At 71.7% G+C, this 14,888-nt stretch carries 15 protein-coding genes, 1 pseudogene and 1 riboswitch; of the genes and pseudogenes, 8 read left to right on the forward strand and 8 right to left on the reverse strand.

Going from position 1 to position 14,888, the window contains the following annotated elements; translation table 11 throughout:
• Positions 1–33: 33 nt before the first annotated feature.
• Together OG417_RS46275 and thrC are read right to left on the reverse strand one after the other, a co-directional pair.
• On the reverse strand, positions 34–312 hold the full coding sequence (locus OG417_RS46275) for a MoaD/ThiS family protein (RefSeq protein ID WP_285568448.1): 279 nt from the start codon (positions 310–312) through the stop codon (positions 34–36).
• A complete protein-coding gene (thrC, locus tag OG417_RS46280) occupies positions 309–1,553 on the reverse strand; it encodes a threonine synthase (RefSeq protein ID WP_329243638.1) in 1,245 nt (414 codons plus the stop codon). Before thrC ends, OG417_RS46275 begins: the two co-directional genes overlap by 4 nt.
• Before the next feature lie 15 nt (positions 1,554–1,568).
• A riboswitch (SAM riboswitch) is annotated at positions 1,569–1,736 on the reverse strand.
• Positions 1,737–1,914: 178 nt separating this feature from the next.
• Between thrC and OG417_RS46285 the strand changes: the two genes are divergently transcribed.
• Together OG417_RS46285 and OG417_RS46290 are read left to right on the forward strand one after the other, a co-directional pair.
• Positions 1,915–3,336: an alpha,alpha-trehalose-phosphate synthase (UDP-forming) gene (locus OG417_RS46285; protein ID WP_329243641.1), complete on the forward strand. Its 1,422-nt coding sequence runs from the start codon at positions 1,915–1,917 to the stop codon at positions 3,334–3,336.
• A gap of 288 nt (positions 3,337–3,624) precedes the next feature.
• Complete coding sequence (locus OG417_RS46290; RefSeq protein ID WP_329263175.1) at positions 3,625–3,834, forward strand: hypothetical protein; 210 nt, start codon at positions 3,625–3,627, stop codon at positions 3,832–3,834.
• Positions 3,835–3,841: 7 nt separating this feature from the next.
• Here OG417_RS46290 and OG417_RS46295 read toward each other — a convergent pair.
• A pseudogene (locus OG417_RS46295) lies at positions 3,842–4,108 on the reverse strand (helix-turn-helix transcriptional regulator); the annotation flags it as partial.
• Entirely contained in the window at positions 4,108–4,659 is a 552-nt protein-coding gene (locus OG417_RS46300; RefSeq protein ID WP_329243644.1) for an RNA polymerase sigma factor, read from the reverse strand. The pseudogene OG417_RS46295 and the gene OG417_RS46300, both read right to left, overlap by 1 nt.
• 54 nt (positions 4,660–4,713) lie before the next feature.
• Here OG417_RS46300 and OG417_RS46305 point away from each other — a divergent pair, with 54 nt between their 5' ends.
• Both OG417_RS46305 and OG417_RS46310 read left to right on the forward strand, forming a co-directional pair.
• Entirely contained in the window at positions 4,714–6,384 is a 1,671-nt protein-coding gene (locus tag OG417_RS46305; protein ID WP_329263041.1) for a serine/threonine-protein kinase, read from the forward strand.
• A gap of 74 nt (positions 6,385–6,458) precedes the next feature.
• Entirely contained in the window at positions 6,459–6,995 is a 537-nt protein-coding gene (locus OG417_RS46310) for a PadR family transcriptional regulator (protein WP_329243647.1), read from the forward strand.
• Between the two features lie 103 nt (positions 6,996–7,098).
• Here OG417_RS46310 and OG417_RS46315 read toward each other — a convergent pair whose 3' ends face one another.
• The 3 genes from OG417_RS46315 to OG417_RS46325 form a co-directional block, all read right to left on the reverse strand.
• Entirely contained in the window at positions 7,099–7,512 is a 414-nt protein-coding gene (locus OG417_RS46315; protein WP_329243651.1) for a hypothetical protein, read from the reverse strand.
• 97 nt (positions 7,513–7,609) lie between these two features.
• A complete protein-coding gene (gene otsB / locus OG417_RS46320; RefSeq protein ID WP_329243653.1) occupies positions 7,610–8,416 on the reverse strand; it encodes a trehalose-phosphatase in 807 nt (268 codons plus the stop codon).
• 145 nt (positions 8,417–8,561) lie between these two features.
• Positions 8,562–8,888 (reverse strand): DUF3263 domain-containing protein, encoded by a 327-nt coding sequence (locus OG417_RS46325; RefSeq protein ID WP_329243656.1) that lies wholly within the window; start codon positions 8,886–8,888, stop codon positions 8,562–8,564.
• Between the two features lie 99 nt (positions 8,889–8,987).
• On the opposite strand from OG417_RS46325, the gene OG417_RS46330 reads away from it, so the two are divergent.
• The 3 genes from OG417_RS46330 (at position 8,988) to OG417_RS46340 (ending at position 11,624) form a co-directional block, all read left to right on the forward strand.
• Positions 8,988–9,794 (forward strand): SAM hydrolase/SAM-dependent halogenase family protein, encoded by an 807-nt coding sequence (locus OG417_RS46330; protein WP_329243659.1) that lies wholly within the window; start codon positions 8,988–8,990, stop codon positions 9,792–9,794.
• Between the two features lie 96 nt (positions 9,795–9,890).
• Positions 9,891–10,991 carry a calcium/proton exchanger gene (gene cax, locus OG417_RS46335; protein ID WP_329243661.1) on the forward strand — a complete coding sequence of 367 codons (1,101 nt, stop codon included), beginning with the start codon at positions 9,891–9,893 and terminating at the stop codon, positions 10,989–10,991.
• A gap of 69 nt (positions 10,992–11,060) precedes the next feature.
• Entirely contained in the window at positions 11,061–11,624 is a 564-nt protein-coding gene (locus OG417_RS46340) for a MarR family winged helix-turn-helix transcriptional regulator (protein ID WP_329243664.1), read from the forward strand.
• A 137-nt stretch (positions 11,625–11,761) separates the two neighbouring features.
• Here the strand turns inward: OG417_RS46340 and OG417_RS46345 are convergent, their stop codons facing one another.
• Positions 11,762–12,007 (reverse strand): SHOCT domain-containing protein, encoded by a 246-nt coding sequence (locus tag OG417_RS46345; RefSeq protein WP_329243667.1) that lies wholly within the window; start codon positions 12,005–12,007, stop codon positions 11,762–11,764.
• A gap of 321 nt (positions 12,008–12,328) precedes the next feature.
• Between OG417_RS46345 and OG417_RS46350 the strand changes: the two genes are divergently transcribed.
• Entirely contained in the window at positions 12,329–14,773 is a 2,445-nt protein-coding gene (locus OG417_RS46350) for a S8 family serine peptidase (RefSeq protein ID WP_329243669.1), read from the forward strand.
• Positions 14,774–14,888 lie beyond the last annotated feature (115 nt).

Consider the following 14,888-nt stretch of genomic DNA (forward strand, 5'->3'; position numbering starts at 1 on the left):
GGGCTAGTAAAAATGCCCTGACGCGCCCGGCGCCTAACCGCCGGCGACGGCAGGGATGATCGAAACCTGCGTGCCGTCGGGGGTGGCGGTGTCGAGGCCATCGGCGAATCGGACATCCTCTTCGCCGACATAGACGTTGACGAAACGGCGGATTTTGCCGTTTTCGTCAAGGATTCGGGCGGCGATCCCGGAGAAACTGGCCTCCAGGTCCGCCACGACCTCGCGTACCGTCGTCCCGGACGCCGTCACCTCGGACTCACCGCCGGTGTAGTTCCGAAGGATCGTCGGGATACGCACGCTGATCGAGCTCATACCAGGCCTGCCTTTCGGAAAGCGTCGAAGGTGGGGGCGATGTTCGCCGACGGCTTGGCGACCGGCGCCACCGCGTCGAGGGTCTTCAGGCCGTCACCGGAGTTGATGAACACGGTCTCGGCGTCCGGGTCGAGCGCGCCCGAGGCCAGCAGCTTGCGCAGCGAACCCAGCGTGACACCGCCGGCGGTCTCGCCGAAGATGCCCTCGGTGCGCGCGAGCAGCCCGATGCTGTCCACCACCTCGTCGTCGGAGACGTCCTCGATGGCACCGCCGGTGCGCCGGACGGCGTCCAGGACGTACGGGCCGTCCGCCGGGTTGCCGATGGCGAGGGACTTGGCGATCGTGTCGGGCTTGACCGGCCGTACGACGTCGTGCCCGGCCTTGAAGGCCGCGGCGACCGGCGAGCAGCCGGTCGCCTGGGCGCCGAAGATCTTGTACGGCCTGTCCTCGACGAGGCCGAGCTTGATGAGCTCCTGGAACGCCTTGTCGATCTTGGTGAGCTGCGAGCCGGAGGCGATCGGGACGACGATCTGGTCGGGCAGCCGCCAGCCGAGCTGCTCGGCCACCTCGTACCCGATCGTCTTGGAGCCCTCGGCGTAGTAGGGCCGCACGTTGACGTTGACGAACGCCCAGTCGTCCTGCTCCCCGGCGATCTCGGAGGCGAGGCGGTTGACGTCGTCGTAGTTGCCGTCCACGGTGACGAACGTGCCGCCGTACACCGCGGTCGTGACGATCTTCTGCCGCTCCAGGTTCGACGGGACGAACACCGCGCTGCGGATGCCCGCGCGCGCCGCCGCGGCGGCCACCGCGTTGGCGAGGTTTCCGGTGGACGGGCAGGCCAGCACCTTGAAGCCCAGCTCGCGGGCGGCGGCGAGGGCGACGCCGACCACGCGGTCCTTGAAGGAGTGCGTGGGGTTGCCGCTGTCGTCCTTGACCCACAGCGCGCGGACGCCGAGCGCCTCGGCGAGGTTGTCGGCGCGGACCAGGCGCGTGAAGCCGGGCTCGGTGTTCGGGGTCTCGGCGACGTTCGGGGGCACCGGAAGCAGGTCACGGTAGCGCCAGATGTTCCGCGGACCCGCCTCGATGCGCTCCCGGCTCACCTGGGAGTAGTCGTAGGTGACTTCGAGGGGCCCGAAACACTGCTCACAGGCATAGCGTGGGCCGAGATCGTAGGATTCGCCGCATTCGCGGCACGCAAGTGCGGTCGCGGGGCCGAGGTTTCGGACGGCAGTCTGCGACATGGAGCGAGGCCTCTCTCCTCATCTTTCTCGTGCCACCTTGGTCACGAGCCGGAGTTGGCACCTGTCCCGGGCGGCCTCGCATCTGTCGGCGAGTTGCGGCGCGGCTGCGCCGCACTGGACCGCGTGTCCGGGAGGGTTGCCGGGGCTTCGACGGGCCGGTCCCTCCACCCCTCTGGATGAGCGGTATTGAGTTGTATCAGGAACTGTATACGTGACTGACCGGTTCTTTGGCCAGCCCGGGGTCTCAGCGCGCGAGACACGAGACGGATCTCACGCCACGGTGAGCATCCGTATGGTCACGAAACGGACAGAGGCCGACCTTCGGCGATTGGGGCCCACGACGGCCGGTTACTCTCCCCCCATGGCTGACACGCAGGTGCTCGTCGCGTCCAACCGTGGCCCGGTCTCCTTCTCGCTGGCCGACGACGGTGCACTGTCGATGCGACGCGGCGGCGGCGGGCTCGTGTCCGCGCTGGGCGAACTCAGCGGCGACATCCTGTGGGTCTGCGCCACGCTCTCCGACGCCGACCGTGCGGCGGCGCGACGTGCGGAGGAGGGCCGGCTCGACGTCCCCGGCATCGGCGCCGTCCGCATGCTGGACATCCCGCCGGGCACCTTCCACCGCGCCTACAACGCGGTCGCCAACTCCACGCTGTGGTTCGTGCACCACATGCTGTACGACACCCCGAACAAACCGCACTTCGACGCGCGGTCGCGCCGCGACTGGCAGTCCTACGAGGCCTACAACGCGGCCTTCGCCGACGCGCTCGCCCAGGACGCCGCGCACGGCGCGAAGGTCGCCGTACAGGACTACCACCTGACACTCGTGCCCACGCTCCTGCGCGAACGCCGGTCGGACGTGAAGATCACGCACTTCTCGCACACGCCGTGGGCGCCGCCGGAGTACTACCGGCTGCTGCCGGACGACATCGGACGCCAGGTGCTCGAGGGCATCCTCGGCGCCGACCACGCCGGGTTCCAGACGCGGCGCTGGGCCGAGGCGTTCGTCGACTGCTGCGCGGCGGTCCTGGGCGCCCGCGTCGACCGTGACGCCCGTACGGTCACCCACCAGGGCCACGTCACCCGCATCGGCGTGCACGGCCTCGGCGTCGACGGCGACGCCCTGCGGGCCCGCGCCGCCGAGCCGGACGTGACCGCCCGCGCCGCGGCACTGCGCGAGCAGGTCGGCGACCGGCGGCTGATCGTACGCATCGACCGCACCGAGCTGTCCAAGAACATCGTGCGCGGCCTGGCCGCCTACCGCGAGCTGCTCGCCAAGCACCCCGAATGGCACGGCCGGGTGATGCACCTGGCGTTCGCCTACCCGTCGCGGCACGACCTGCCGGAGTACCGGGAGTACACCGCCGCCGTGCAGCGGATCGCCGCCGAGATCTCCGACGAGTTCGGCGACGGCACGTGGGACCCGCTGATTCTGCAGGTCAACGACGACTACCCACGGTCGCTCGCGGCGTACGGCATGGCCGACGTGCTGCTGGTGAACCCCATCCGCGACGGCATGAACCTCGTGGCCAAGGAGGGTCCGGCGCTGTCGAAGAACGGCTGCGCCCTCGTGCTGTCGGACCAGGCGGGCGCCGCCGACGAGATGTCCGGCGACGCCATCATGGTGAACCCCTTCGACGTGTCGCAGACCGCGGAGGCGCTGCACCAGGCCCTGCTGATGCCGGCCGACGAACGCTCCGAGCGCTGCAAGCGCCTCGCCGCCGCCGCGACCGCCCTGCCGCCGCAGCAGTGGTTCGCCGACCAGCTCAGCGCCCTCGGCTGAGCCAGCCACCCCGGCCGGGGTGCGATCACTCCATCCGTTGCGTGAGGCTCACCAGTCGGATTAGCGATCCGTAGTCGTCCTATGGCAGACTGTCACGAGCACGCCCGGCGCCCAGGCGACGCCGGGCACCCTCCTCGGTGGAGTCCGAGACCCCACCGACCAGCGTCCGGAGGGACGTGCCACGAGGGTTGTCGGCTCCCGCCGTTCAGCACCAGGGCACGAAGGCGATTGGCTCACATCCTTGGGCGACACCAGGGATCACTTAGCCAATCAGAGACGCTGAACCAGTTGCCCGAGTGGTCGCGCCGTACGGCCTCGATGCCGTACGGCCGCTCGGCCGGCTTCTACACGAAGACGACGCCGCGCGCGGACAGCTCCTCGTACGCCTTGCGGAAGTCGGCCGTCTCCAACGAGCACGCCCTTGCCGACCAGCTCCTGGATCTGCTCGGCGGTGCGCTCGTGGCGGGACGCCGACGAACTCGGAGAACCGCGCGCTGAAGGAGCCCAGGCTGGAGAAGCCCACCAGGTGGCAGATCTCGGTGACCGTGAGGTTCGCGGCGCGCAGGAGGTCCTGGGCGCGTTCGATGCGGCGCCGGGTGAGGTTCGCGCGCGGCGTCTCCCCGTACGCCGCGCGGAAGGCGCGTGCGAAGTGGTAGCGGGAGAATCCCGCCGCGCGGGCCATGGCGTCGAGGTCGAGCGGCTCGGCGAAGCACCGGTCGATCAGGTCGCGGGCGCGCCGCAGATGAGCGACGGCCGGGACCGGACCCGGCATCAGTTGTAGCCGTCGCCGAGGCTCTGCCGGACCTGCTTGCGGGCCTCGTGGATGCGCGACTTCACCGTGCCCAGCGGAAGGTTGAGCTGCGTGGCGATCTCGGTGTACTCCAGCTGCGACACGTCGCGCAGCACCAGCGCCTCGATGAGGTCGGGCTTGCGGCGCTCCAGGTCTTCCATCGCGTCGAGGATGTCCACGCGCGAGCCGGCGATGACGCTCGTGCGGCGGGGGTCCGGCCGCTGGTCGGGCAGCTCACCGGCCTGTTCCATCGAGCGGCGCTTGAGCGACCGGTACGTCGAGCGCGCGGAGTTGGCCACCACGACGTGCAGCCACGTCGTGAAGCGCGACCGGCCCTCGAAGCGGTTGATGTTGCGCGCGACCTGCATCAGCGCGTCCTGGCAGGCCTCTTCGGCGTCCTGCCGGCACGGAAGGAACCGCGAGCAGTGCCGGAGCACGTCCGGCTCGATCACCCGCAGTAGTGCTTCGAGCGCCGCCCGATCGCCCCCGGCGGCTCGCTGCGCCAGTTGTTCGGTCCGCTCGTCGTACGCCATGACCCGTCCTCGCCCTCACCATCGCCCCGCATTGGGCATGATACGGGGGTGTCCATGCCTTCGGCCGTCGGCCGTTACCGAATCGATCGTGTTCTGGGATCAGGGGCCTTCGCCTCCGTGTGGCTCGCCCACGACGAGGTGCTCGATGCCCAGGTCGCGGTGAAGGTGCTGGCCGGCGGGCTCATCGACGACCTCGACGTGCGCAACCGCTTCCTGGAAGAGGCCAAGATACTGCGCCGTGCCGACTCCGAGCGGCTCGTGCGCGTGCACGACATCGGCGAACTCCCCGACGGGCGCCCCTACTTCGTCATGTCCTACGCCGACCTCGGCACGCTCGCGGACCGGATGCGGGGCCGCACCCTGCCGGTGTCCGAGGCGATCCGGCTCGCCACCGAGGTCGCGCGGGGCGTCGAGGTCATCAACCGGCTCGGCGTCATCCACCGCGACCTCAAGCCGTCCAACGTGCTGTTCCAGTCGACCACGGACGGCGGCGAGCGGCTGCTGATCGCCGACCTGGGCCTCGCCAAGGCGCTCGCGCACGCCTCCGGCGCGTTCACCCTTCCGGTCGGCACCCCCGGGTACATGTCGCCCGAGCAGGCCCGTTTCGGCGGAGGCCTCGACGTCCGCGCCGACGTGTACGGCCTGGGCGCGCTGACCTATCACCTGCTCACGGGCCGCGCGCCGGGCACCGCGCCGGTCGCGGTGCCGCCGAGCGCGATCCGGCCGGACCTGCCGCCGGCCATCGACGAGATCGTGATGCGGGCCCTGGAGGCCGACCGCGAGCGCCGCTGGCCCACGGCTGAGGCGTTCGCCGCCGCGCTCGCCGGGATCCTCCCGCTGGTGTCCGGCCGGAGCCCGGGCGGCTTCGCCGACTCCACGGTGGGCGACCCCACGGTCTCCGGCGGACCGGGGTCCGACCACACCGTGGCCGACCCGGCGACCGCCGACCCGTCGTTCCGCCACGGAGATCACGGGCTTCCGCCGCACGGCGGGACCGTCGGGCTGCCCCCGCCGTACGAGCGGACGGAGCAGAACCCGCTGCCCCACATGGAGAGCGCGGCGGACACGACCCGCGTGGACCTGCCGGTGTACCGGCCGGAACCGCCCGCCGGCGAGGTGCGCACCGGCGACACCACCCGCGGCCGGCTGCTGGTCTCGGCCGGCCTCGCGGCGGTCCTCGTGGTCTGCGGAGGCGGCGCGTACGGCATCGCCAGGCTCACCGGCGTCAAGGCCACCCGGTCCGCGGGCCAGGACCACACGCCCGGTGACGGTCTGGTGTCCGTCACCGACACCACCGGGCGGCTGAGCCTCCGGGTGCCGCCGTCCTGGACGCTGCAGCGCGACCACAGCCACTGGCCCGTGCAGGTCAGCGACGGCGCGACCGCCCCCGCGCTGCGCGCGACGCCGAACTACGACCAGTTCGTGCGCGACGACGTGCGGGTGCCCGGCGTGTTCGCCGGCCTGACCCGCGACCTGGGCGTCCGGCTGCCGCCCGCGAGCCTGGGCGACCATTCCTCCAAGTGCACCCGCGGCACCTCCCGCGCGTACCGCCACGGCTCGCTGAGCGGCCGGATCACCCCGTGGACCTGCCGTGGCTCGATCACGATCAACGAGGTCGGGCTGCGCGACTCCGGCGGCCGGTTCGCGATGTGGGTGCGGGTGAAGCTGACCGGGCCGCCGGACATCACCCGGACGATCCTCGACAGCATCCAGACCAAGGGCTGACGCTCCCCCGGCCACTCGCCCCCCGCGAAGGTCGCGTACGATATATCGGTAATAGCTCGGCCGGGGAGAGAACCATGCGTAAGAGATCGATGCACCGCGAGGAGCGCGCCGCGTTCGGCGGCTGGGGTCCCGGCTTCGGGCCCCGCGGGCGGGGCGGCCGTGGCGGACGCCGCACGAAGCGCGGCAACGTCCGCGCGGCGATCCTTGCGCTGCTGGCCGAGCGCCCCATGCACGGCTACGAGATGATCCAGGAGCTGGAGAGCCGCACCGGCGGCCTGTGGCGGCCCAGCCCGGGCTCGGTCTACCCGACGCTGCAGTTGCTCGAGGACGAGGGGCTGATCAGCGGCGAGCAGTCATCGGGCAAGCGGCTGTTCTCTCTCGCCGAGGCCGGGCGCACCGAGGCCGAGGCGCAGCGGACGCCGCCCTGGGCCGAGATCACCGAGGACGCCGGCGAGGCGGCAACGCACTTCCACGACGCGATGGGCCGGCTGATGATGGCGATCCGCCAGGTGATGCACGCGGGCAGCGAGGAGCAGAAGGCACGCGCGCTCGAGGTGATCAACGATGCGCGGCGGCGCCTGTACGGCATCCTCGCCGACGACGAGGGCTGAGACCGGGCGGAGCCGACGAGGGCGCCCTCGTCGGCTCCGCGCGCGCAGAGACCGCGGGAGATCCTCGCCCGTCGCGAGGGGGCATGGGGCGTCGGGCGGTGTCTCAGGCCACCGGTACGCCGAACGCACCGATCAGCGCGTCGAGCTCCTGGCGCCAGACCCGGTGGACGTTCAGGCGCAGCGGCTTGGGGGCGGTGGGCGTCTGGTACTGGAACGAGCTCCACACGGTGGCGCGGTTGTAGTTCGAGATCCGGACATTCTGCAGCGGCGCGGTGAAGGCGATCTCCTTCGGCCGGTTCGACACCCGGTTCATCTTGACGAAGATGATCTGCTGCGGGGTGACGGCGACGAAGTAATAGTCGACGAAGAACTGGCCCAGCAGGCCGAGCTGGTTCATCAGCCACGGGCTCGGGCCGGTGATGGAGTAGACGCCGCTGATGATCGGCTCCCCGGGCTGGAGCGCCCTCGACGCCATCTCGAACGCCTGCTGCTTGATGGTCTCCTTGCGAACGGCCACCATCTCACCTTTCATTTCGGGTGCGACAGAAGGCTCATTCCGCCGCGAAAAGGAGTTGATCGCCGGGGATGCTACCGGTTCCGCCGGAGGCCCACTGTCAGAACAATTCGTTCGTGAGCGATTCGAGCAAACGGACGACGCCGGGCGGGCCGTCGACCACGATGTCGGCGCGGTCGGCCAGCGCGGTCACCTCGTCGGACCCGCTGCACACCTTGACGCCCGGCACGCCCTCCTCCCGAAGCGCGTCGATCGCGTCGTAGGCGGCCAGGTCACCGAGGTCGTCGCCGGCGTAGAGGATGGCGACGCTGCCCAGTTCGGCGGCGAGCGCACGCAGCGCGGCACCCTTGTCCATGCCCGGCGGGCGAAGCTCCAGGACGAACCGTCCGGGCTCCACCACGAGGCCGGTGCGCTCGGCGAGCGCGGCGACGATGCCGCGCAGGCGTTCGAGGGCGACCTCCGGCTCGGCCGCGCGGCGGGTGTGCACGGCCAGCGCGTGGCCCTTGTCCTCGATCGCGACGCCCTCCGGAGCCGACTCGATGAGGCGGGGCAGCTTGCGCCGTGCCTCATCGACGCCCGGCGGCGGCTCGGGCGCGTCCAGGACGTCGTCCTCCCAGCGCTCGCGGCCGTACTGGCCGAGAACCACGAGCCCTTCGATGCCGGACAGGCCGCCCTTCTCGACCGCGGTGACGGCCGGGCGCCCGGTGATGATCGCGACCTTGCCGACCTGGCGCGCGAGCTCGGCGAGCGCCGCGATGGCGCCGTCCGCGAGCCGGGCGGCGTCGGGATCGTCGACGATCGGCGAGAGCGTGCCGTCGAAGTCGAAGGCGGCCAGCGTCTTGCCGGGCCGCGCCTTGATCGCCGCCAGCGCTTCGGCGCCCGCGGCCGTACGGGACTCAACGTTCATGGGTCGCCCAGCGTACCGACATCGGCGTGGAGCGGCGGGTGCCGCGCCGCGTCGTTCGCCGGGCGGTAGCGGAGCGGCGGCGTACGAACGGTCCGCCACGACGGACGGCGGTCTCCGTCAGAGACCGCCGGGGCCGGGCGGTCTTTCAGGTGCGGATGCCGAGGCGGCGTGCCGCACGCTGGCGCTGGCGCTGCGTGCGCTGCCGCCGCAGCCGCTTCACGAGCATCGGGTCGTGCCGGAGCGCCTCAGGACGGTCGATGAGCCGGCTGAGGAGCTGGTAGTAGCGGGTGGAGGACATGCCGAAGTTTTCACGGATCGCCTGCTCCTTGGCGCCCGCGTACTGCCACCACTGCCGCTCGAAGGCGAGGATTTGCAGGTCACGGTCGGTCAGGCCGCCGTCACCACCGTTTTCGGGGCCGTTGTCGTCAGGGCTGTTCTTAGGGCCGTCGCCCCGGGCGTCCGCCGGTTGCATCAGGTCCCCTCTGTACGGGTTCGGGGGGCTGTCATGCTACGCGCGATCAGTGACATCTTCGCGCTGTTCTCGCGGATGACCATTGCCGTAACCTGAACTGTGACGTCGACGCACTGCGTAACGCTACTGACCGACTACGGACTGGAAGATGGCTTCGTCGCCGCATGTCACGGGGTCATCGTGAGCATCTGCGCGCACGCTCGCATCATCGACATCACCCACCTCGTGCCCCCCGGTGACGTCCGGCGCGGCGCCGCGATCATGGCGCAGACGGTCCCGTACCTGCCGGCCGGCGTGCACGTGGCCGTGGTCGACCCGGGCGTCGGCACCCGGCGGCGCGCGATCGCGGTCGCGGCCGGCGACCGCGTCTTCGTCGGCCCGGATAACGGCGTGCTGTCCTGGGCGGCGTCCGGCGCCGACGTGCGCGCGTGGGAGCTGACCGAGCGGGACCTGTGGGTGGAGCCGGTGTCGGCGACCTTCCACGGCCGCGACATCTTCGCGCCCGTGGCGGCCCACATCGCCGCGGGCCGTGACGTCGCGACCGTGGGGCGGGAGATCGACCCCGCGGATCTCGTACGCCTGCCGCCGCCGGCCCGCACGGTGCGCGACGGCACGGCCGAGGGCGAGGTGGTCACGGTCGACCGGTTCGGCAACGTGCAGCTCTCCCTCACCCGCGCGGACCTGGACGCGATCGGCGCGCGGTGCGGCGGCACCCTCACGGTCACGCTGGGCCGCCACTCCGTGCGCATGGCCTACGGCGAGACGTTCGGATCCGTACCGCCGGGCGAGCTCGTGGCCTACACCGACGCGGCCGGCCGGGTGGCCTTCGCGGTCAACGCCGGCGACGCCGCCCAGCGTCTGGGTCTGCCACCGGGAGCCCACGTACGACTGGCCGTCGCGGACTGATCCCGGGGCACACCGCCCGTCTTCCGGCGAAATCCGACGCTTCGAAGGTAACGGAACCGTCAAGGCGGCTGGTCCGAATGCGGCATGATCTTTCCCATGGGTTTCACGCGCTCTGACTGGCGATTGATCATCATCACAGTCGCAGTGGCGGCGGCGGCCGGCGTCGCGCACTATGCAAAGCTCGGGGGGGACGTCGCACCGTTCGTGGTCGCGGCGATCGCCCTGGCACTGCTGGCCAGCCTGGTCGGCCGCAGCGTCGAAGCGCTGGGCGACCGGCTGGGGGCGGGCGCCACCGGCGTCGTGCAGAGCGCACTGGGGAACCTGCCCGAGCTGTTCGTCGTGCTGTTCGCGCTGCGCGACAAGCTGTACGGCGTGGCGACCGCGACGATCGTCGGGTCGATCCTGGCGAACGTCCTGCTGGTGCTCGGCCTGGCGTTCCTGTTCGGCGGCATCAAGCACGGGCGGCAGAAGTTCGGCAGCGACGCCGCCCGCACTCTGTCGATGCTCCTGGCACTCTCGGTCGCCGCTCTCCTCGTGCCCTCGCTCACCGCGGCGCTCGGCTCGCACGCGACGCGCGCCGCGCTACACGAGCGGAACCTCTCGATCGTGGTGTCGATCCTGCTGCTCTGCCTGTTCGTGGCGTCGTTGCCATCCTCGATCAAGCGGCAGAAGAGCGCCGAGAAGCCCGAGCCCTCCTCGGCGGCGGCCCCGTCCGACGGCGCCGGGGAGAAGCACCACTCCTGGCCGCTCGGCGTGGCGCTGGGGATGCTGGCGATCACCGGGCTGGGAGCGGCCTTCGTCTCCGACTGGTTCGTGGCCGCGCTGCAACCCGCGATCTCCTCCCTCGGCATCTCCGAGGCGTTCGCCGGTCTGGTGATCGTGGCGATCGCCGGCAACGCCGTCGAGAACGTCGTGGGCATCCAGCTCGCCCTGAAGAACCAGTCCGACTACGCGCTGTCGGTGATCCTGCAGAGCCCGTTGCAGATCTCGCTGGTCGTGGCCCCCGCCCTCGTGCTGCTCTCGCCGATCGTCGGTGCGTCGTTCACACTGGTGCTGTCGCCGCTGCTCATCGCCGTACTGATCATGGCTGTAGTGATCACCGTGCTGGTGGTGCTCGACGGCGAGTCGAACTGGCTGGAGGGCGCGACGCTGATCGTCCTGTACGGGATCATCGCCACCGCCTTCTGGTGGGGATGAGATGAAAAGCACTAAAGAGTCCGAAACCGGACGAGCGTCATACCGGCCCTTCTCAACTACTGTGACCTTGTGAATCCGCACATCGACCCGAGTGTCGCGGAGATCGAGCGGGCGGCGTTCCAGCTCCGCCGGCTCTGGGCCAAGCCGCAGCTTCTCCAGCGCCTGCGCGAGCGGTGCGGGCGCGGCGGGCGGCCGATTCAGCTGTCCAGTCTGCTGGTCATCCACGCGATCGCGGGCCAGGGCTCCGGCTCCGGCTCCGGCGATGTCACCGTGGGCGCTGTCGCGGACTTCCTCGACATCGACCCCTCGACCGCCAGCCGGCTCGTCGGGTACGCGACCGACGCCGGGTTCGTCTCGCGCACCTCGTCGCCGGTCGACGCACGCCGCGCCCACCTGCGGCTCACCGAGGCCGGCGAGCGGGTCAGGGCGCTGACCGACGAGTTCCGGCGGCGTTTCATCGCCCAGCTCGTCGCCGACTGGCCGGAGGAGGACCGGCGCACGTTCGCGCACCTGCTCGGCCGCTTCGCCGAGGCCGCCGCGCACTTCCCCACGAACGCGGCGGGCCTGGAGGCCGTCGGGCTGGGGGCCGAGCCGGAGCTCGAGGCGGCTCGGCGATGCGCGAATGACGGGTGAGGGCCTGTCGCGAAGTCCCCGTCCGTAGCAGCGGCGCCGCCTTGGCACCACGTCTGCGGGACGGCGGGACTTCGATCCCGAAGTGCCCGTCCGCGGCGAGCGCCGTGCAGTAGGACGGCGGGGCTTCGAGACAGGGCTCAGGAGCGCAGCACTCCCAGGCGCTCGCGGTACTCCTCCTCGTCGATCTCGCCGCGGGCGTAGCGTTCGGCGAGGACGCGCTCGGCGCCCCCTCCGCGCCACTTCGCGCGCTTCGACAGCAGGTAGAACCCTCCGCCGAGGACCAGGAGCCAGAACACGGCGAACCCGATCGGGAAGACCGGCCACCACCCGTGTGCGTGGCCGTCGTGCCAGGGACCGTACGCGGTCAGCGTCATGGCGTTCATGAGGTGATGGTGACCCGGCGACACGGCCTCGCGCGTCGTACGGCGGGCGGCTCCGTGCCTACGCCCGGCGGCGCAGTCTCACCAGACGAATCCGGGCCGGCAGTCCGGATGGCCGCCAGGGAAGGGGTGCGCGGACGACGCCGCGCGCGGCCATCGGGATCACAGGCCCGGAACGCGTACACCGTGCACCGTACACATCTCTCGGGATTTCGACCATATTCGCCCCGATCACCGTAGGTCACATTCAATCGCGTAAGCATCCGACCTCAGGCCGTGGCAGAATTACGCTCGCTGTCGACCGCCGGGAGGGAACCGGTGCACTTGTCCGAAGTTCGCCGCGCCCTCCCCCGCGTGGCCTCGGCAGTGCTGGTCAGCGCCGCGGTCGGCGTGCTGTCCGTTCCCGCGGCCGAGTCCGCCTCACCCGCCGAGCCCGCCCGCCTGTCCGTGCCCGCGGCGCCGGCCGACCTCTACCGTGGCCAGCAGTGGACGCTCGACGCGCTGCACATCTCCCGCGCGTGGAAGTACTCCCGCGGCAACGGCGTGACCGTCGCGGTGCTCGACACCGGTGTCGACGGCCACCAGGCCGACCTTTCCGGACGCGTCATCGACGGCCCCGACTTCACCGGCCACGTGCGCAAGCCGGGCGGCCGCTACTGGGGCCGGCACGGCACCGAGATGGCGAGCCTCATCGCCGGGCACGGTCACGGCGCCGGCGCGGCGTCGGGCGTCATGGGCGTCGCGCCCGACGCCAAGATCCTCTCGATCCGGGTGACCTGGGAGCTGAACGACCCGATCCGGGACGACCACGCGGAGGTCAACCGCTCGCGCGACGCCGTGGCGAAGGGCATCCGCTACGCCGCCGACCACGGCGCGCAGGTCATCAGCATGTCGCTCGGCGGCGGCAACCTGTTCTACAACGGCAACGCCGCCGAGGAGGCGGCGATCAAGTACGCCCTCGGCAAGGGCACCGTGCTCGTCGCGTCGGCGGGCAACGACGGCGACGGCGCCAACCGGCGCAACTACCCCGCCGCCTACCCCGGGGTGATCGCGGTCGGCGCGGTCGACCGCGCGTTCAAGGCGGCCAAGTTCACCAACCGGCACACCTACATCTCGGTCGCCGCCCCCGGCGTGGAGATCGTCAGCGCCGACGCGGCCGGGCACGGCTACATCCTCGGCACCGGCACGAGTTCCTCGGCCGCCTTCGTGGCGGGCATGAGCGCGCTGGTCAAGGCCCGTTACCCGACCCTCACGGCGCAGGAGGTCAAGCAGGCCCTGGAGGAGGGCGCCACCCACCGGCCGCCCGACGGGCGCAGCAGCGAGATCGGCACGGGCGTCGCCGACGCGTACGGCGCACTGCGCACGGCCGCACGGATCAACAAGGCCGAGCACGACGGCACGCCCGTCCAGACGCCGCAGCAGACGGCTCGGCCGGAGCCGGTGGCGTCCGGGCACAGCGACCCCGACCTGATGCTGATCGCCGTCCTGAGCGGCGGCGGCACACTGATCCTGCTCAGCCTGATCCTCGGCTGGCGGCAGCGACGGCGCCGGATCGCCCGTGAACGTGAAGAGGACGCCGACGAGCCGGAGGAGCCGCAGCGGTCGGCCCTGCCGGTGGCCGCGCACGCGTCGTCGGCCACGGGGCCGTGGGAGCGCCGGCCCGCGCCACCGCCGTCGCGTACGGGCCTGTCACCGTGGGAGCGCCGCCCGCAGACGCCCGCGGACGAGGATCCCCGCTGGAACCCGGGTCCGTCCGACGCGTCGCCCCCGGTCACGCCCTGGGACCGCCGGCCGGAGGCGCCCGCGTCCCACTGGGACGCCGGTCCGCCCGACGCGTCACCGCCGGTCACGCCCTGGGACCGCCGGCCGGAGACACCCGCGTCCCACTGGGACGCCGGTCCGCCCGAGGCGACGCCGCCGGTCACCCCCTGGGACCGCCGCGGGCCCGCCGGCTCCTGGGGCTCCTCGCCGAACGAGACCGCCTGGGACCGGCCCCGGCCCGAGACACCGCCTCCCGGCCGCGACGAGCAGCCGCCCGCGGAGCCCTCCTGGGACCGGACCGAGGCAGCGTCGCCGTCGTGGGACCGGCTGTCCGCCACGGAGGACTCCTGGGACGGGCCGCCCCCGGCGGAGCGCTCGTGGGACCGGCCGCCCGCCGACTCCTGGGGCCCGCCTTCGGCCGACGCCTCGCCACTGAGCGAATCCTGGGATCCAGCCGACTCCTCCTCGCCCACCGAGTCCTGGAACAGCCTGCCCGACTCCTCCTCCCCCACCGAATCCTGGGACCGCCTGCCCGCCGAGACCTCCTCCCCCACCGGCTTCGGGGAACGGACGGAGCCGGGCGAGCCGGAGGTGCGGGACACTCCGCCGGCCGAGCCGCCGGCGCCCGAGACTCCGTCTCCCGCCACACCGTCTCCCGCCACACCGTTCGAGCCGTACGAGCCGCCGCCCCGCGATCCGGCCGAGACCAACGGCCACCGCACGTCCGCGCATCAGGACTTCCGCGTCGCGGGCGGCGGCGAGCCCGACCCGCTGAGCGACGACTCCCCGTTCGACTCCTCCTCCGACGTCGGCACTCCGCTGGCCGACGAGAGCTGGGAGAGCATCCGCCGCGGCTTCGACCGGCTCAAGGACATGACCAACTGGGAGTCTCTCGGCAAGACCGACCCGGACGTCACCGGCGACGCGCCCCCGCAGGAGGCCTTCGACGAGACGGCGGCCCTCCCCACCGTCGACCCGGACGAAGACGACAAACACCCGCCTTCCTGACCTCTCGCCGCCTCAGCCGGCGAAGGCGACGAGGCGTGTGCGCGGAATGGCGAGAGTCCGTGCGCGTTCTGGCGGTGCGCCGATCTTCCGCGTCGCTACTGTCACGGCGAGTTCG

The sequence above is a fragment of the Actinoallomurus sp. NBC_01490 genome (assembly GCF_036227085.1).
GTDB classification, from domain to species: Bacteria; Actinomycetota; Actinomycetes; order Streptosporangiales; family Streptosporangiaceae; genus Actinoallomurus; species Actinoallomurus oryzae.

Bases quoted from the DNA above. Each gene is read 5' to 3' on its own strand.
- OG417_RS46310 (WP_329243647.1), top strand. From the start codon at position 6,459: ATGCGTAAGAGATCGATGCACCGCGAGGAGCGCGCCGCGTTCGGCGGC.
- OG417_RS46285 (WP_329243641.1), top strand. From the start codon at position 1,915: ATGGCTGACACGCAGGTGCTCGTCGCGTCCAACCGTGGCCCGGTCTCC.
- OG417_RS46300 (WP_329243644.1), bottom strand. From the start codon at position 4,659: ATGGCGTACGACGAGCGGACCGAACAACTGGCGCAGCGAGCCGCCGGG.
- OG417_RS46275 (WP_285568448.1), bottom strand. From the start codon at position 312: ATGAGCTCGATCAGCGTGCGTATCCCGACGATCCTTCGGAACTACACC.
- thrC (WP_329243638.1), bottom strand. From the start codon at position 1,553: ATGTCGCAGACTGCCGTCCGAAACCTCGGCCCCGCGACCGCACTTGCG.
- cax (WP_329243661.1), top strand. From the start codon at position 9,891: ATGGGTTTCACGCGCTCTGACTGGCGATTGATCATCATCACAGTCGCA.
- OG417_RS46345 (WP_329243667.1), bottom strand. From the start codon at position 12,007: ATGAACGCCATGACGCTGACCGCGTACGGTCCCTGGCACGACGGCCAC.
- OG417_RS46325 (WP_329243656.1), bottom strand. From the start codon at position 8,888: ATGCAACCGGCGGACGCCCGGGGCGACGGCCCTAAGAACAGCCCTGAC.
- otsB (WP_329243653.1), bottom strand. From the start codon at position 8,416: ATGAACGTTGAGTCCCGTACGGCCGCGGGCGCCGAAGCGCTGGCGGCG.
- OG417_RS46305 (WP_329263041.1), top strand. From the start codon at position 4,714: ATGCCTTCGGCCGTCGGCCGTTACCGAATCGATCGTGTTCTGGGATCA.